The sequence below is a fragment of the Microbacterium sp. LMI12-1-1.1 genome (genome assembly GCF_040676455.1).
GTDB lineage: Bacteria > Actinomycetota > Actinomycetes > Actinomycetales > Microbacteriaceae > Microbacterium.
In genome coordinates this window covers 715,786-732,693 of the sequence record NZ_JBEGIA010000016.1, presented here as the reverse complement: position 1 = coordinate 732,693, position 16,908 = coordinate 715,786, and the positions used below count along the sequence as shown (strand labels likewise).

Sequence of the window (16,908 nt, the reverse complement as noted above, 5' to 3'; positions counted from 1 at the left end):
GAGCGAGACGAAACGCCTCGTACCCGGCGCGGACCGCGATCGCGGCGCGTTTCGTCTGCGGGCGCCAGGGCGCCCTCCGCTCAACGACCGGGGGGCGAAGTGCCGGTTCGAGCGAGGTACGAGCGAGACGAAACGCCTCGAACCAACGACGCGCCCGAGCAGAGGCACGTAAATGCCCCGCTCCTTCCACCGCACGCCGGCGCACACGGCGCGATACGGACGGTACAACGGCGGCGATCCGCTCGCGCCGCCGGTCGAGGTGCAGTCGGCGCTCGAGGCGATCGGGCAGGACGTGATGGCGGGGACCTCGGCCGAGCGGGCGATGCGCGAGTACCTGCGGCGCGGAGACCGCAACCGGGAGGGGCTCGACGACCTGGCTCGGCGTGTGCGCGAGCGCCGGGCCGAGCTGGTGGGGCGGCACCGGCTCGACGGCACGCTCGAAGAGGTTCGCAGGCTGCTGGACCGCGCCGTTCTTGAGGAGCGCAAGCACCTTGTGCGCGACGTCCAGCTCGACGACGACACCCGTTCCTTCGCCGAGATGCGCCTCGAGAATCTGCCGCCCAGCACCGCCGCGGCTGTCAACGAGCTCGCCGACTACGACTGGCAGAGCCCGAGCGCACGTGCGGACTACGACCGCATCCGCGAACTGCTCGGCCGGGAGATCCTGGACCAGCGATTCGCCGGCATGAAGAACGCGCTCGAGAACGCGACGGATGCCGACCGCCAGGCGATCCACGACATGCTGAACGACCTCAACGACCTGCTCGAGAAGCGGCGGCTGGGCGACGACACGCAGGAGGACTTCGACGAGTTCATGCGCAAGCACGGAGATCAGTTCCCGGAGAATCCGCAGAACCTCGACGAGCTCCTCGACACGATCGCCGAGCGTTCTGCGGCGGCGCAGCGGATGCTCAACTCCATGACCCCGGAGCAGCGGGACGAGCTCATGGGCCTGGCCGCCCAGGCGTTCGGGTCGCCCGACCTCATGCAGTCGCTGTCGCGCCTCGACGACAATCTGCGCTCGCTCCGGCCCGGCGAGGACTGGACGGGCTCGGCATCCTTCTCCGGTGATCAGCCGACCGGTCTCGGTGAGGCGACGGGCATCATGCAGGACCTCTCGGATCTCGACGCGCTGACCGACCAGCTCAGCCAGACATACCCGGGCGCGCGCATGGACGACATCGATCTCGACACGCTCGAGCGCCTGATCGGCGAGGACGCCGCCGTCAGCGCCCGCACTCTGCGCGAGCTCGAGCAGGAGCTGAGGGACACCGGGATGCTGCAGCGCGCGTCCGACGGACAGTTGCGGCTGACCCCGCGGGCGATGCGCCAGCTGGGGCGGGCGCTCCTGCGCGACATCGCGACGCGCCAGTCGGGTCGCACCGGCCGTCGTGAGACGCGCCATGCCGGTGCCGCCGGCGACCGTACCGGTTCGACGCGGGAGTGGGCGTTCGGCGACACCGAGCCGTGGGACATCCCGCGCACGGTGTCGAACGCGGTGCTGCGGACGGTGCTCGACGGCGCCGACGCCTCGGCGGGCGTGCGTCTCGACACGCGCGACGTCGAGGTCGTCGAGACCGAGCAGCGCACGCAGGCCGCGGTCGCCCTCCTCGTCGACACGTCGTTCTCCATGGCGCTGGACGGCCGCTGGGTTCCGATGAAGCGCACCGCGCTCGCCCTGCACCACCTCATCTCGACGCGATTCCGCGGTGACAGCCTTCAGCTGATCGCGTTCGCCCGCCACGCCGAGGTGATCAACATCGAACAGCTGACCGCCAAGGACGCCGAGTGGGACAAGGGCACGAATCTGCAGCACGCGCTGCTGCTGGCCCAGCGGCATTTCCGTCGCCACCCGACCGCACAGCCCGTGCTGCTCATCGTCACCGACGGCGAGCCGACGGCCCACCTGCGGCCGGATGGTCGCGTGCACTTCGCCTACCCGCCGGATGCCCGCACGGTGGCGGTCACGGTACGCGAGCTCGACACCGTGCAGCGGCTCGGAGCCCAGACGACGTTCTTCCGGCTCGGCGAGGACCCCGGTCTCGCCCGATTCATCGACGCCCTCGCGCGGCGAGCTGGTGGGCAGGTCGTCGCCCCCGAGCTCGACGACCTCGGGCGGGCCGTCGTGGACAGCTACCTCGGCTCGCGGCACACCGGGCGCGGGTCGCCCGAGGACTTCGGCGACATGCTGCACGGGCGGTCGTGGTGGTGGTGAGCCCCGGGACCCCCGTGCCCGGGTCGCGAGTGGCGCTGACGACCGCCTGCCTATGACGCATAGCGTCATGACGCAGAACACGCTCGCCGTGCGGCGAGTCAGAGCTCGACCCTCAGCCACGGTGTGCCGGCGGCGAGTCGCAGCGCTTGCGCCCCGGGTCTGAGCCCCGCGAGTGCATAGAGGCTCGGGTCAGCGTCGAGCAGGTGGAACGTGTGAGCGTACCCCCAGTCGCTCATCTCGAAGTGGTCGGCGTCGCCACAGGCGAAGATCCAGTCGGCGCCGTCCCGTTGCACGAGCCTCACGGGGCGCAGGCTCTCGATGACGTGCATGCACGGGAAGCAGAACTCCGTGAATCCGGTGGCTGCGTGGGTACGGGAACACATGAGGGCGTACCTCTTCCTTGATCGGAGAGGGGCACGTCTCTCGGCGGTGAGTCGACGATACGGAGGGCTTCGGACATTCCAGCGATAAGCCGACGGGATCGACGGTGCGAGCGTCGCTATCCTGACGCCGTGAGCACGAATGACGAGAGAGGCATCGCGCAAGTGCGTGCGCTCCTCGGCTCCAAGCCGCGGCCGGTGGGGTGGGCGGAGCGCCGAGCGCGCATCGTCGAGGTCGGAACGGCATGGCCCGTGGCCGACGACGTCGAGTTCGATCCGACGGATGCCGGAGGCGTCCGCGCCGAATGGTCACGGGCGCCCGGAGCCGACACCACGCGCGTCCTGCTTTTTCTTCACGGAGGCGGGTACTGCTCCGGGTCGATCGCGAGCCACCGCACGATGGCTGCCGAGGCGGGTCGCGCGGCGGGCGTCCGCACCCTCGCGCTGGAGTACCGGCTTGCGCCGGAGCATCCGTTCCCGGCGGCGCTCATCGACGCGCTCGCGGCGTGGGACTGGCTCACCGCGACGGGGGTCGCGCCGAACCGGATCGTCGTCGGTGGGGACAGCGCCGGCGGAGGACTCAGCCTCGCTCTCTGGCAGGAGCTGCGTCGCACCGGGCGCGAGGGTCCCGCGTGTCTGTGGCTGGTTTCGCCGTGGACGGATCTGACGATATCGGGCGCTTCCGTGGACGACAACGAGCCCATCGACCCGTTGCTTCACCGGCCGTACCTCGAAGAGCTCGCCGCGGCGTACGTGCCGCCCGACGTGGCGCGCGATGACCCGCGGGTCTCGCCGCTGTTCGCGGTTCTGACCGATCTGCCGCCGACGCTGGTGCAGGTCGGAGCCGACGAGACCCTCCTCGACGACTCCGTCCGCCTGGTGCGCGCAGCCGCCCTCGCCGAGGCGGATGTGCGACTGCACGTGCTGCCCCGCATGATCCACGCCTTCCCGCTGTGGAACGCCGTGCTCCCTGGCGCGCGCGCCGCCCTCGCCGAGTTCGGCGGCTTCGCCCGTCAACACCTGAGATGAGGTCGTCGCAGAGGGCCTGGTTCCCGGCGGGACCTTCGGCCCATGATGGTCGAGAGGCGATGGCTTGACTATGTGGCATCATCCGCCGCCGACGAAGGGAGTGCCTGCGATGAGAGGAAGTGGATACCGCACGCTCGGCGTCGCTCTCGTGACCGCCGCTTCCGTGCTCGCGCTCTCGGGGTGTTCGCTGATGATCCCCGTCGGGCCACAGACCAGCGAGGAGCGGGACATCGGCGAGGTGTCGCACGTGATCCTCGACACATCAGGTGATCTCGTCGTGTCGGAGGGAGAGCCGGCGCTCACGGTGCACGCGCCGGAGGGGGCGATCGAGCGTCTCACGTCCGAGGTGAACGGCGACACGCTCGTGCTGGCCGCCGAACCCGGCTTCACGATGGGGTTCGGCGACGTGCGGTACGAGCTGACCGTGCCGCGGCTGGAGCTGGTGGAGCTGAACGGCTCAGGCGATGTCGAAGCGACAGTCTCGGCGGACGGCACCGTGCAGCTCGACCTCGACGGGTCCGGCGACGTCGACTGGTCGGGCCTGGAGGCCGATCGCGTCGAGGTGCGTCTCTCGGGCTCGGGAGACGTCGCCCTGGTGGGCTCGGCCGCCGAGCTGTCGGTCGACCTCGAGGGCAGCGGCCACGTCGACGCCGAACAGCTCGAGGCGGAGGATGCCGTCGTCACCCTCTCCGGATCGGGCGAAGTCGACGTCTCGGCGACCGTCAGTCTCTCCGTCGACCTCTCGGGCAGCGGTCAGGTCTCGTACTCCGGGGATCCGAGTACCGATGTGCGTGTGTCGGGTTCGGGAGACGTCGTGCGTCGCTGAATGCCATCGATGCCGAGAGAGTCGCCTACTTCGATCCGTTCGACCAGCCGCTCGCCGTTCGTCAACCGGACGCGCCTTTGCGTGGCTTGATGAATGCTCGGGACTCCGCGCTCGCGCGCTTCTCGGCGCGCTTCTCCTTGAGTGATGACTGAGCGACCTTCTTCGCGCCGCGTGCTCTTGGTGATCTGCCTGACATGACGACTCGCTTCCCCTGGTCGGCTGGCGGGTGAACCCTCGACCATAGCCGCCTTCCCAGGAAAGTCAACTCGCCGACTCGCGCCGGGGAAAAAACCTCTGACTTGCCTTTTTCTGGAACCGGGCTATGGTGATGGCCATGACCACGATGGCCCGCCCGCACCGCATGGAGCGTCTCACCGACGCCTCCGTGGTGACGGCCGTGGTCGATATCGCGGGTGCTCGCCACGAGGTGCTGCCGCCCCGGCTGAGCGGCGCGGATGGACTGCGCCCGCAGCCCACCCGTCGCGTCGCGCCCCCGTAGTACCGATCACCTCGATCGGTCCGAACCGGACACACCCCGCGCGTCGCACATGCGGCGCTTTTTTGTACCCGAGGAGCACAAATGTCCATCGAAGTCACCGAGTCCGTTCCTGTTGCCGGCCTCCAGCGCGAGCTCGAGCGGCAGCTCGAGGAACGGCTGGCGCTCATCCAGGAACTCGCACCATTCGCGCTGCCGAGCGTCGACCCGGTCGCCTACCAGGCGACGGCATCCCACCGGGTCGCGATCGAGCAGATCACCGCGGCGCTGAATCGGATCGCCCAGGGCACGTACGGCCGCTGCACCCGGTGCGGTCGGCAGATCGCGTCCGCGCGGCTCGAGGTACTCCCGTACGCGGCCGCCTGCATCGATTGTCAGAGCCATGCCGAAGCCGCGTAACCGCAAGCCCGTCGCCATCCCGTCCATCCCGCCTGTGACTCGGGTCGTCGACGACCATCACCGAGAAGCAGCCATGACGACCCTTCCAGCCCGGATTCTCGCTCGCGCGGGCGCGCTCCTGCGTCCGCGCGGCGATCGTCCCGCCGCGCATCGCCGGCTCGTCGATCCGCGCTCCGAGCCGCTCGCCTCGACCGATGCTCCGGTCGATGCAGACGGCGGCCCGGTGAGCACGTTCCGCGGTGCCACGGCTCGCTTCGTCGCGCTCGGCTGAGTCGTCCGGCGGCTGTCCCCTATGAGGTGGGTCGCGATGACTGCGGGGACGGATACCGCGCCAGCGGCGGCATCCGTCACCACCCTGAACGCGTGGGTGCGGACGTCGCCAGTCAGTGCTGCCCGGCGGGGCCGTACGTGCCGGTGCTACGGCGCCCATTCGTAGGAGCGCAGCCACGATCGGCATAGGGTCGTCCAGGCCGAGGCGGGGCCGGCATCGCGGGCGAGTCCGAGGGCATGATTGCCCCGCTCGAAGATGTGCGCCTCGTGCGGAACACCCGAGCGCGCGAGCGCCGAGCCGAGCAGGTAGGCATGCTCGACAGGCACGACGGTGTCGCCCACGGTATGCCAGAAGAACGAAGGCGGCGCGCCGGGGGACACCAGACGGTCCAGCGACGTCGCTACGCGCAGCGCGGCGTCGGCGTCCTCGCCGAGCAGATTGATGCGTGATGCACCGTGCGAGCCGAGCTCCATGGACACGACGGGGTACGCGAGCGCCACGAAGTCGGGCACCTCGTCGCGCTCACCGTGCGGTGCGTAGGCGGCGAGTCCCGCCGCGTGCCCGCCTGCCGAGAACCCCATCAAGCCCACGGTGTCCACACCGGCCGCGCGACGGCTTCGGATCTCTGCCCGAATCGCGAGCAGAGGACCCGGATGCCGCGTCATCAGCGGGTAGCGGAAGACGGATGCCGACACCCCGATCGACGCCAGCCAATCGACGATGGGCTCCGACGAGCGCTCCGCGTGTGTCGCATAGCTGCCGCCTGGGAGCACGAGGACGTGCACGGACGCGCCGCTCACTGAGGCACCGCCCGACCCCGCTGCCGGAAGTCCTCGAGCACGCGCTCCCAGGGGATCACCCCGTTCGCTTCCGCCCACCGCTGCCACGCGGCCTCGAGATCGGCGACGACGTCGGGGTGCTCGGCAGCGACGTCGGCCGTCTCGCCGCGATCGGCCTCGAGGTCGTACAGCCCCCAGGGCCGGCCGGACTCACGGACGAGCTTGAAGCGCCCGCGGCGCGCGGCGGCGTTGCCCATGTGCTCCCAGCAGAGGGTGCGCTCCGCCGGAGCGTCCCCGGACCCGGGCTGCCGCCACAGCTCGAGGAGACTCACCCCGGGGCCGTCGCCCGGTTCGTCGACGGCATCGAGGATGCTGGGAACGATGTCGACGATGTGCGCGGGTGCGTGCGCGATCTCGCCGCCGGCGATGCCGCCGCCGGGCCAGTGGGCGATGAACGGGGACGCGATACCGCCCTCGTGCACCCAGCGCTTGTAGAGCCGGAACGGAGCGTTCGACAGATGCGCCCACGGCCGTCCGTAGCTGGAATAGCCCGCTTCCGGGCCCGGGCGGATGCCCGGCTCGTTCCCGACCATGACCTCGACGCCGTCGCGCGTGAACGGCGGGCAGATGTCGGGGTTCATGCGGCGCTCCGAGAACGGAAGCTCTTCGGCACAGGCTCCGTTGTCGGAGCAGAAGACGATCAGCGTGTCGTCACGCACGCCATGGGCGTCGAGCGCCGCGATCAGGGTGCCGATGCCGCGGTCCATGATCTCGACCTGCGCCGCATAGACGGCCATGCGTTCGCTCTCCCACTCGGGGTCCGCAGCATCCGTCCACCGCGCCACGTCCGGGTCGGGGGCGGACTCGATCAGGCGTGCGATCCCGAGCTCGTGAAGCCGCTCCGCCCGCTCTTCTCGCAGCCGATCCCAGCCGCCCCGGTACCGCTCTCGGTACCTCGCGACATCCGCCTCGGGCGCGTGCAGCGGCCAGTGCGGTGCCGTGTAAGAGAGGTACAGGAAGAACGGCGTCCCCCGCTGCGCCGATCGCGCGACGAAATCCGCGGCACGGTGGGAGAGGTCGTCGGTGAGGTAGTAGTCCGCCGTCGTCTCTTCGTCCAGCCTCCGCTCCCCGTCGTACAGCGGAGGCCGGTAATAGCTGGATGCGCCGGGGAGGATGCCGTAGAACTCGTCGAATCCGCGATGGGTCGGCCACGTCTCGTTCGGCGCCGAGATGTCGGAGGACAGATGCCACTTCCCCACCAGGGCTGTGGCGTATCCCCGAGCCTTCAGCCGTTCGGCGATCGTCGGCGCGTCGACGCTGAGTGACCCCGCGTACCCGTGGGGACGGTCGTCCGTGGTGAGGATGCCGATACCGACCGAGTGGGACTCGCGGCCCGTCAGCAGCGCCGCGCGCGACGGGCTGCAGCGGGGAGTCGCGTAGAACGCGCTCATGCGCACCCCCGTCGCAGCGAGCCGATCCAGGTTCGGGGTCTCGATCTCGCCACCGAACGCCCCGGCATCCGAGAATCCGAGGTCGTCGGCGAGGATGACGACGATGTTCGGAGCCGTCATGAAGGCGTTCCGCCGCCGTCGAGGAGAACCGAGCGGTGCGGCGCGATGAACGCTTCGAGCGCACTCCTCTCGGATGCCGTGCACGCCGCCAGCGGCGCGGCCACGTGGGGCGGCAGCAGGCCGAGGAGGTCGAGGATCGCCTTCACCGCGGGCACGCCCGGCCGGATGCCGTGCAACCCGGTGAGCACCGTCGTGATCCGCTGCGCGTCGGCGGCGGCGGCGTCGTCGCCCGTGCGGAGGGCGGCGACGATCCGGAGCGCCAGTGCAGGCGCGACGTTCCCGGTGCCGGGCACGATGCCGTCGGCACCGAGACGCAGTCCCGCCACGAGTGCGGTCTCGCCGCCCTGACTGACGCCGAAGTCGGGACGCGACTCCTTGAGGGCCAGGAACCGCGTGAGCGTCTCGAGATCGCCGGAGCTGTCTTTCACCCCGACGACGTGCGCAAGGGCCGGAAGTTGCTCGATGACGGCCGGGCTCATCTCGTTCGTGTAGCGGGGGAGGTTGTAGACGATGACCGGGATGCCGAGCCTTTCGAACCGACGGTAGTGGTCGAGGATCTCGTCGTCCCGATGCCGGAAGTAGAAGGGAGGACACAGGGCGACGGCGTCCGCCCCCGCATCGACCGCGATCGTGCCGCGCTCCAGCGCCTCCGTCGTCGCGGGCGCCGTCGCATTGACGACGACCACCCCGGCCGGCACGCGTTCGCGCCAGGCGGCGACCATCTCGGCGACGTAGGGCGACAGGCTGCTCGTGGCGAGCAGCGGCCCCTCGCCGTTGCTCCCGAGCAGCATGAGCTTCGTGACGCCGGTGCGGGCCATCACGTCCAGCAGCCGCGTGCTGGCCGAGGCATCCGGCACGCCGTTCTCGTCCAGGCCCGTCACGAGCGGGACGACCAGGCCATCGAGCAGTTCGACGCCGTTCATCAGTAGGGGCGCACTTCCGGCAGATCGGGCCACGCGAGCTCGATGCCCGCCGCGACGAGCCGCGCCTGGAAGTCCGCGAGCTCCCCGTCGTCGTTGCGCACGCCGGAAGGCGTGAGGCCGCGTTCGAGGCAGTGGGCCGCGAGAAGGCCGGCCACCTCGCCGACGTTCCACTCCACCGGGTGGAGGCGGAAGCACCCGTTGGTGATGTGGGTCGTGCCGATGTTCTTGCCGGCGGGAAGCAGGTTGGTCACCCGCTGGGGGATGAGCGCTCCGAGAGGGATCTGGAAGGGGCAGCTCGCGACGTCGATGTAGTTGTCGCCCCCGGTGGAGGGGTGCAGATCGATGCGGTACATGCCGATGCCCACGCTGTCGGCGTAGTCGACGGAACCTGCGTCGCCCCGGACCGCGAACGAGAGGTCCTGCTCGACGACCGTGTACTCGGCGCGGATCCGGCGGGACTCCCGGATGTACGGCGCCTTCGCGAAGCCGTCCGGCGTGCCCATGACGTCAGGTCGCAGCCGCAGCCCCGGCCAGCCGCGGCCGCCATCGGGACGCGGCACTTCGGTCTGCAGCCAATAGAGCATGCTCCGGGCAAGCTCGCGGCTGCCGTCGAGGTGGCGCTGCTTCTCGTCGTCGCTCACCCCGATGAGGCTTCCGTCCAGGTAGTCGATCATCGGCCAGTTGACGATCGTCACCTCGCTGTCGCAGAACCCGGCCTCGAAGACGTCGCGAGAGACGATGCGGCGGAAGGCCCACAGTTCGCGGTCACCGGGATCGACGCTCTGATCGGCGACCACCTCGCCGGCCTTCTCGTGCGGCACGAAACGCCGCTCCAGCGGCTCGAGCGTGCGCGGGTCCGGCGCGGTGAGACCGAGCAGTGGACCCGGCCAGTAGTCGGGGCGGTACGAGCGCCAGTAGTCGTAGCAGGCGGGTCGCTCGATCGTATGGTCCTCGCCCTCGCGGTACTCGAGCGCGAACACCCACGAGAACGCCTGCATGTTGTCGGGCTGTGACTCGTCGGACGCGCTCGGCTCGCCCGTCTCTGCACGCGACTCGAATCCCGTGACGAACTCCGTGCCGGTGAGGGGAAGCAGGTCGCCCAGTTCGGTCGCGTCCAGGAAGTACCGCGCCGTGACCGTGACGTCGCCGCGGGGACCGCTCAGGGTCACGGCGGTGACCTCGTCTCCGTCGGTGTCGGCGGCCACCGGGACGTGGTTGTACAGGATGCGCAGCCGCCCGGACGTGAGGTAGGGCGAGAGCAGGGACTCGAGGACGGATGCCGCGACCCGAGGTTCGTGACAGAGCCGGCTGACCCGCCCGCGGCCGGGATTGAGCTCGGGGTCGCCCATCGCCTCGGTCGTGAGCGGATACCAGCGCCGATAGTGCTCGCGGATGCTGTCACGCAGGGCGCGGTACGTGCGCGTAGCCCCGAATCGCTCGATCCACGGATGCTCGTCCGGGGGCACCCCCTGACTGGTCAGCTGACCGCCGACCCAGTCGGTCTCTTCGCTGATGATCACGCGGAGCCCGCTGCGCACGGCGCTCAAGCCCGCCGCCACCCCTCCGAGCCCTCCTCCGACGATCATCACGTCGCACGTCTCGACCCCGACTTCAGTCAACGCTCTCCCTTTCATCGTGCTCATGTCGCGGCATCCGCTGATGCCTCCGCGCCGGACAGATCCAGCGCGGCGGCCAGGAGGTTCCGCGTGTACTCGTGCTGCGGTGCGCCGAAGATCTGCGCGGCGTCGCCGGATTCGACCAGCTCGCCGTGGCGCATGACCACGACGCGGTCCGCGATCTGCCGCACGACGCCGAGGTCGTGCGAGATGAACAGCATGGACAGCCCGTGCTCCTGCTTGAGATCCACCAGCAGACGCAGGATCTGAGCCTGCACCGAGACATCGAGGGCTGAGACCGCCTCGTCGCACACGAGCAGGCGCGGCTTCATCGCAAGGGCCCGAGCGATGCTGACCCGCTGGCACTGTCCGCCCGACAGCGCGGAGGGCCGGCGGTCGGCGACGCCTGAGTCGAGACCGACATCGTCCAGCAGCGCGGCGAGGGCCTTCTCGCGATCTCGAGCGGGTGCGATCGAGCGGTTCGTGCGCCACACCTCGTTGATGATCGCGCGCACGCTCATCCGGGGGTTCAACGAGGAGCGCGGGTCTTGGAACACCATCTGAAGCTCGCGCTTGAGTGCGGCGGGGCGGCGCGAGACCACGTCGAGCGTCGCGCCGCCGAACGTCATCGTGCCCTCTTGCGGGCGCTGCAGGCCCACGACGCAGCGGGCGACGGTCGTCTTTCCCGAACCGGACTCGCCGACCAGTGCGAGAGTCTCGTTCTCGCTGAGGGTGAACGAGACGTCATCGACGGCCCGGCGAGCAGGCGGCGTACCAGGCTTCTCGCGACGTTTGCGGCTGAAGTCGACGACGAGGTCGCGGACCTCGAGCAGATCGCCGTTCATACCGGGACCTCCTCGGCGAAGTGACACGCGCTGCGGCGGCCGGGACCGACTTCGATCAGCGCCGGGTCTACGTCGCGGCAGATGTCGCGTGCCATGGGGCATCGGGGGTGGAAGGCGCAGCCGGTGGGACGAGCGCGCGGATTGGCGGGTGCACCGGGAAGCGGGTCGGCGATCGCGCTCTTCGCGCTGACAGAGGGAACGCTGCGCACGAGGGCGCGGGTATAGGGATGCCGCGGCCGCCGCAGGAGCTCGCGCGCCGGGCCACGCTCGGCCACCCTGCCGGCGTACATCACGACGAGGTGGTCCGCGACGTGCGCCATGACGCGCAGATCGTGACTGACCAGGAGCATCGCAGTCCCCTCGTTGTCCCGCAGCGAGCGCAGCAGGTCGAGGATGCGCGCCTGCACCGTGACGTCGAGTGCGGTCGTCGGCTCGTCCGCGAGGATCAGCTGCGGTGTGCCAGCGAGTGCGAGCGCGACCATCGCCCGCTGGCGCATGCCGCCCGAGAACTGGTGGGGGTAGTCGTTCGCGCGAGCGGCGGGATCGGGGATCCCCGCCCGGTCGAGGAGTGCGACCGCGGTTTGCTGGGCCTCGGTGCGGCTCGACCCGTTCGCACGCAGGATCTCGCCCACCTGCTTGCCGATGCGCTGCGTCGGATTCAGGGCTGCGAGGGGGTCCTGGAAGATCATCGAGATCTCACGACCGCGGACCTTGCGCCGTTCGTCCTCGTTCATGGTCAGCAGGTCCCGACCACGGAAGCGGATGCGGCCGCCGGTCGTGGAGCCGGGAGGCAGCAGCCCGAGGACGGCCATCGCCGTCATCGTCTTGCCGCTCCCGGACTCCCCGATCAGACCGGTCGTGGTGCCCGCCGGCATCGAGAACGAGACGTCGTCGATGATGCGCACGGGACCTTCCGCTCCGGGGACGTCGACCGTCAGGTTCTCGACCTCCAGCAGCGGCGGTTCGGTGCTCCGTGCATCTGTCATCGACGATCCCCGTTCTTACTCGGCTGCGATCGAGACGCCGGAGAAGTCGACGCGGCCGTCCGGCGCCGGCTCGAAACCCTGCACGTTGCTCTGCCACGCGTACGCCGTCTCCACGAACATCGGGTACATGCCCACGGCGTCGTTCCAGATGATCTCGATCGCGTCGGCGTAGAGCGCTTCGCGCTCCTCCACATCACCGGTCGATCCTGCAGCGGCCAGGAGCTCGTCGAGGTCCGGGTTGCAGTAGCCCATGCGGTTGGCGGCGCAGGTGTACAGGCGTCCGAGGTTGGTCGCGGCGTCGAAGCCCGCCGAGCCGAGCTGCTGGATGTTGATGTCCCAGTTCAGCGCGAGGAGGTCCTCGAGGAACACCGCCTGCTCCTTCTCGAGCACTTCGACCTGCACTCCGATCTCGGCGAGGTCGGAGGCGACGGCCTTCGTGACTTCGGCGAACTGCGGCTGCGAGTACTGGAAGCGCAGGACGGTCGAGTAGTCGAACCCGGCCTCGTCCAGGGCGGCCTTCGCCGCCTCGGGGTCGAACCCAACTGCCTCCTGCGGCGCGTAGCCGAGGACATTCGGTGCCACCGGCGAGTCGGCGAGGCTGCCTGTCTCGGGGAAGAGGCTGGCGATGATCGTCTCGAAATCGACCGCCTGCCACAGGGCCCGGCGCACCTCGGCGTCGGCGAGTGCCGGCGTCGAGCTGTTCATCCACATCGTGAGGACCGCGGCGCTGGGGATGGTCTCGACGACGAGTCCGCTGTCCTCACGGAGCATGGTGACCTGATCGTCGGGCATTCCCCACGCGGCTTGGATCTCTCCGGTCTGCAGCGCTGTGATGCGCGCCGCGAGCTCGGGGATCGTGCGCATCTCGAGCGACTCGAGGGTCGGCACCCCGTCCCAGTAGTTCGGGTTGGGTACGAGCCGGAGCGACGATCCGGGCACGAACTCGTCCACCATGAAGGCTCCGGATCCGACCGGCTCGCTGAAGCTCGCCTCGTCGACGTCGGCGGGGGTGACGACGAAGTTGACCAGCTTGCCGAGCAGCGCGGCGTCCGAGGCCGGGGGAGTGAAGACGACGGTGGTCTCATCCGGAGCCGCGACCGTGTAGTCCTTGAAGTTGCCGGCGAGCGGCCCGGCAAGCGCCAGGAGCCGCTCGAACGATGCCACGACGTCCTCCGACGTCACGGGCGTCTCGTCCGAGAACACGATGTCGTCGCGGAGTGTGAACGTCCATTCGCTCGCGTCCTCGTTGGACTCCCACGACTCCGCGAGTTCGCCCTCGAACTCGCCTGCCCCTGTCGTCTTGAGCAGGTTGCTGAAGATCGCCTCTGCCGCGAGGCCGGTTCCGCCGTCCTGCGACAGGGCGCCGTGCGGGTCCAGGCCCTCGATCGGGAACTGCACGCCGACGATGAGCTCCTGTTCCTCGGCGAGTGGCGCTTCCGATGTGTCGGGGGACCCGGTGGTTGTGGTGGTGGTGCACCCCGCGAGAGCGAGGACGGCGATCGCCGCGCCCACCACGGAGAGTGCGGTTCTTGTGCTGTGCATTCTCTTCTTCTCCTTGCGTGACTTCGTTGTCGGGTTCATCTGTGATCACCGCTGGTGAAGCGAGCGGTGAGCCGGTCTCCGAGCAGCCCTGCGCAGATGACGAGTCCGCTCAGGGCGATGCCGGGAAAGGTCGAGATCCACCAGGCGCTGCCGAGGTATGTACGTCCTTCGGCGATGGTCTGCCCCCACGACACCGAGGAGGGTGGCAGCCCCAGGCCCAGGAAGCTGAGCCCTGCTTCGGCGAGCACCGCGCCGGCGAACTCGGTGGTGGCGAGCGCGACGATCGGGCCGAGGACGAACGGAGCGATGTGCCGGCCCAGGAGAAGTGGCGTGCGCACTCCGATGAGCCGTGCGGCATCGACCCAGGGGCGTTCGCGCAATGAGAGGCCGAGCCCGCGAGAGAGCCTCGCGAAGCCGATCCAGTTCGCCACAGAGAGGGCGATGATCACGACGAGCATGCTGCGCTCGAAGACGCCCGTGATGATGATGGCGAGCAGGATGCCGGGAAACGCGAGCAGCACGTCGATCAGGCGCGACACCGTGACGTCGACCCAGCCGCTGAAGTAACCGGCGATTGTGCCCAACAGCACGCCGACGAACCCTGAGATGACGACGACGCACGTGCCGATGATGAGGGAGGTGCGGGTGCCGTACACGAGCTGGCCGACCATGTCGCGGCCGAGACCGTCCGTGCCGAGCGGGTAGAAGGCGCCGTCGGCGCCGACAGACCCGGGCGGCAGCAGACGGTCGCCGACCGAGGTGAAGACGGGATCGTACGAGATCACGAGCGGTCCGATGAGGGCCACGAGGACGTACATGCCGATGATCGCGAGCGGAATCATGCCGGCGGTCGCGCTCAGTCGGCGTCCGCGGCCCGCGAAGACGCTGGTCAGTGAGATGGCGGTCATGAGCGCACCAGCCGGATCCGCGGGTCGAGCTGCGCGTAGAGCAGGTCGACGGTGAGATTGAGGATCACGACGATCGTCGCGGCGACCAGAGTCCCTGCCTGGACGATCGCGTAGTCGCGATTCGACACGGCCGACACGAGGAGGGTGCCCAGTCCCGGCCACGCGAACACGTTCTCGACGATGACGGCACCGCCGAGCAGTGCGCCGACCTGCAGGCCGAAGATCGTGACGATCGGGATCGAGGAGTTGCGCATCACATGACCGGTGAGCACGCGACGCTTGGAGAGCCCCTTGGAGCGAGCGGTCTGCACGTACCCCTCCGACATCGTCTCCACGACGCTGCTCCTCGCGATACGGGTGAGCAGCGCGATGAAAGGCGCGGCGAGCGTCACCGCCGGCAGTACGAGGTGGGCCCAGCTGCCGGTGCCCGAGCTCGGCAGCACCTGCAGCTCGAGGGAGAACAGCAGGATGAGCATGATGCCGACCCAGAACGTCGGCATCGCCTGCAGCGTGAGGGCGAGGCCGGAGATCCCCCGGTCGCGCAGTGAGCCGGGGCGAGACCCGGCGAGCGCGCCCAGCACGAGACCGAACAGCGCGATGGCGGTCGCTGCGAGGGTGAGCTCGATGGTGGCCGGAAGCCGGCTCATGACGAGCTCCAGTGCAGGCTGGCCGAAGCGATAGGAGTCGCCGAAGTCGAGCTGCAGCACATTGACCAGATACAGCCCGTACTGCACCAGCAGCGGCGCGTTCAGGCCGAGCTCCTCCCGCAGGGCCTCGACTTCCTCGGTGGTCGCATCGGGTCCGAGCAGGATCGTCGCCTGGTCGCCAGGCACCATGCGGACGATGATGAACACGAGCGTGACGGCGCCCCAGATGATGAACAGTCCGCTTCCCACGGCCCTGAGCATGTATCGGGTCACGTGTGCACCGAGACGGACGAGGCGAGGGCGATCGAGTTCCCGTCGACCGGCTCGCAGGGCAGGAGCTTCTGCAACGGCCCGGCATCGCGGTCCTCGAGGAGGGTGATGAGCATCCGGACGGCTTCCTGCCCCATCTCCGCCCGCGGCAGCGCGAGCCCGGTCCAGATCCGCGTGGGCGTCGACGCCGGCGCTTCACCGAGGAAGGCCACCGACAGATCGGTGGGGATGCGGATGCCGGCGCTCGCTGCGGCGAGCTCGAGTGCGCGGCCGATGCCATCGGCCTCGCGCGGCTCTACGAGGATCGCGGTGATTCCGGCATCCGTCCACGAGCGCAGCAGTTCGGCATCGATCTCGGACCCGTCTCCGACCTGGTGCACAAGGTCGGGCGTGAAGGGCAGGCCGGCTGCTTCGAGGCCTGCGCGATGACCGGCGGCACGGTCGAGGCCGGGCTCCGCCCCCTCCGCGCGGCGCACCAGCAGGATGCGGCTGTGGCCCATCGCGGCGAGCCGCTGCACCATCGTCTTCGTGGCGTTCGCATAGTCGGCACCGACGTACGAGAGGCGGACCCCCTCGACTTCGCGTCGGCCGATGAAGACGTAGGGGAAGTCCTCGCGTGAGAGCCGCGCGAGCTCGTCACGCGCGAGGTGGCGACCGAGAAGGACGCATCCGTCCGACTTGAGCAGGCGGTTGGACCCTCCGGCGTAGATGCTGCGCTCCGTCGATCCGCCGGCCGACGTGAAGAGCAGCATGTCGTAGCCCAGCAGCGCAGCCTCGGCCTCGACCCCTTGGAGGAACGGGAAGTAGAAGTCCCGCTCGCTCACCGGGAACACAGGCTCGAACGTGTAGAGGCCGAGGATGCGGTTCCCCTTGCCGCGAAGGCTGCGCGCCGCGGTGTTCACGGTGTACCCGAGCTCCGCGATGACGGCCAGCACGGCCTCGCGGCGATCGGCCGACACCTGCGAGCCGTGGCCGTTGATGACGAGCGACACCGTCGCCTGCGACACCCCGGCACGACGCGCGATCTCGACCTGTGTCGGACGGCGGCTTCCCTGTCGTGTCCCCAACTGAACGCTCCGTTACGTATTAGAATATGGGCGTTCCCGACTGTATATGAGCCTCTTCGAAGGCGTCAAGCGTCGATTCCTGGCCAGAATTCGGTCGCGATCTCCCCTTGCAAGGCGGTTGTGGATGCCGTTACCCTG

The 16,908-nt window shown here is 69.4% G+C and carries 17 protein-coding genes; 6 read left to right on the top strand and 11 right to left on the bottom strand.

Annotated elements, in window-relative coordinates:
• Positions 1 to 172: 172 nt before the first annotated feature.
• A complete protein-coding gene (locus MRBLMI12_RS21340) occupies positions 173 to 2,215 on the top strand; it encodes a vWA domain-containing protein (protein ID WP_363358175.1) in 2,043 nt (680 codons plus the stop codon).
• Between the two features lie 98 nt (positions 2,216 to 2,313).
• On the opposite strand, the gene MRBLMI12_RS21335 is transcribed toward MRBLMI12_RS21340, so the two are convergent.
• Entirely contained in the window at positions 2,314 to 2,517 is a 204-nt protein-coding gene (locus tag MRBLMI12_RS21335) for a hypothetical protein (RefSeq protein ID WP_363358174.1), read from the bottom strand.
• 210 nt (positions 2,518 to 2,727) lie between these two features.
• On the opposite strand from MRBLMI12_RS21335, the gene MRBLMI12_RS21330 reads away from it, so the two are divergent.
• The 5 genes from MRBLMI12_RS21330 to MRBLMI12_RS21310 all read left to right on the top strand — a co-directional run bounded on the left by MRBLMI12_RS21330 (position 2,728) and on the right by MRBLMI12_RS21310 (position 5,616).
• The gene (locus MRBLMI12_RS21330; protein ID WP_363358173.1) at positions 2,728 to 3,624 is read left to right on the top strand and encodes an alpha/beta hydrolase; all 897 of its coding nucleotides are present in this window, start codon (positions 2,728 to 2,730) and stop codon (positions 3,622 to 3,624) included.
• Positions 3,625 to 3,733: 109 nt separating this feature from the next.
• The gene (locus tag MRBLMI12_RS21325; RefSeq protein ID WP_363358172.1) at positions 3,734 to 4,450 is read left to right on the top strand and encodes a head GIN domain-containing protein; all 717 of its coding nucleotides are present in this window, start codon (positions 3,734 to 3,736) and stop codon (positions 4,448 to 4,450) included.
• A 334-nt stretch (positions 4,451 to 4,784) separates the two neighbouring features.
• Positions 4,785 to 4,949 carry a hypothetical protein gene (locus tag MRBLMI12_RS21320; RefSeq protein ID WP_363358171.1) on the top strand — a complete coding sequence of 55 codons (165 nt, stop codon included), beginning with the start codon at positions 4,785 to 4,787 and terminating at the stop codon, positions 4,947 to 4,949.
• Positions 4,950 to 5,030: 81 nt separating this feature from the next.
• Complete coding sequence (locus MRBLMI12_RS21315; protein ID WP_363358170.1) at positions 5,031 to 5,345, top strand: TraR/DksA family transcriptional regulator; 315 nt, start codon at positions 5,031 to 5,033, stop codon at positions 5,343 to 5,345.
• A gap of 73 nt (positions 5,346 to 5,418) precedes the next feature.
• On the top strand, positions 5,419 to 5,616 hold the full coding sequence (locus MRBLMI12_RS21310) for a hypothetical protein (RefSeq protein WP_363358169.1): 198 nt from the start codon (positions 5,419 to 5,421) through the stop codon (positions 5,614 to 5,616).
• Positions 5,617 to 5,762: 146 nt separating this feature from the next.
• On the opposite strand, the gene MRBLMI12_RS21305 is transcribed toward MRBLMI12_RS21310, so the two are convergent.
• The 10 genes from MRBLMI12_RS21305 to MRBLMI12_RS21260 are packed head-to-tail and all read right to left on the bottom strand — an operon-like array spanning position 5,763 to position 16,770.
• Entirely contained in the window at positions 5,763 to 6,416 is a 654-nt protein-coding gene (locus MRBLMI12_RS21305; protein ID WP_363358168.1) for an alpha/beta hydrolase, read from the bottom strand.
• Positions 6,413 to 7,966 carry an arylsulfatase gene (locus tag MRBLMI12_RS21300; RefSeq protein ID WP_363358167.1) on the bottom strand — a complete coding sequence of 518 codons (1,554 nt, stop codon included), beginning with the start codon at positions 7,964 to 7,966 and terminating at the stop codon, positions 6,413 to 6,415. Before MRBLMI12_RS21300 ends, MRBLMI12_RS21305 begins: the two co-directional genes overlap by 4 nt.
• Positions 7,963 to 8,889, bottom strand: a complete 927-nt coding sequence (locus MRBLMI12_RS21295; protein ID WP_363358166.1) for a dihydrodipicolinate synthase family protein — start codon at positions 8,887 to 8,889, stop codon at positions 7,963 to 7,965. The genes MRBLMI12_RS21300 and MRBLMI12_RS21295 overlap by 4 nt, the downstream gene beginning before the upstream one ends.
• Positions 8,889 to 10,508, bottom strand: a complete 1,620-nt coding sequence (locus MRBLMI12_RS21290; RefSeq protein ID WP_363358165.1) for an FAD-dependent oxidoreductase — start codon at positions 10,506 to 10,508, stop codon at positions 8,889 to 8,891. Before MRBLMI12_RS21290 ends, MRBLMI12_RS21295 begins: the two co-directional genes overlap by 1 nt.
• A 20-nt stretch (positions 10,509 to 10,528) precedes the next feature.
• The gene (locus MRBLMI12_RS21285; RefSeq protein WP_363358164.1) at positions 10,529 to 11,350 is read right to left on the bottom strand and encodes an ABC transporter ATP-binding protein; all 822 of its coding nucleotides are present in this window, start codon (positions 11,348 to 11,350) and stop codon (positions 10,529 to 10,531) included.
• Complete coding sequence (locus MRBLMI12_RS21280; RefSeq protein WP_363358163.1) at positions 11,347 to 12,336, bottom strand: ABC transporter ATP-binding protein; 990 nt, start codon at positions 12,334 to 12,336, stop codon at positions 11,347 to 11,349. Before MRBLMI12_RS21280 ends, MRBLMI12_RS21285 begins: the two co-directional genes overlap by 4 nt.
• Positions 12,337 to 12,351: 15 nt before the next feature.
• Positions 12,352 to 13,878, bottom strand: a complete 1,527-nt coding sequence (locus MRBLMI12_RS21275; protein ID WP_363358162.1) for an ABC transporter substrate-binding protein — start codon at positions 13,876 to 13,878, stop codon at positions 12,352 to 12,354.
• 35 nt (positions 13,879 to 13,913) lie between these two features.
• On the bottom strand, positions 13,914 to 14,786 hold the full coding sequence (locus MRBLMI12_RS21270) for an ABC transporter permease (RefSeq protein ID WP_363358161.1): 873 nt from the start codon (positions 14,784 to 14,786) through the stop codon (positions 13,914 to 13,916).
• Positions 14,783 to 15,706, bottom strand: a complete 924-nt coding sequence (locus tag MRBLMI12_RS21265) for an ABC transporter permease (protein ID WP_363358160.1) — start codon at positions 15,704 to 15,706, stop codon at positions 14,783 to 14,785. Before MRBLMI12_RS21265 ends, MRBLMI12_RS21270 begins: the two co-directional genes overlap by 4 nt.
• Positions 15,703 to 16,770 (bottom strand): LacI family DNA-binding transcriptional regulator, encoded by a 1,068-nt coding sequence (locus MRBLMI12_RS21260; RefSeq protein WP_363358159.1) that lies wholly within the window; start codon positions 16,768 to 16,770, stop codon positions 15,703 to 15,705. Before MRBLMI12_RS21260 ends, MRBLMI12_RS21265 begins: the two co-directional genes overlap by 4 nt.
• Positions 16,771 to 16,908 lie beyond the last annotated feature (138 nt).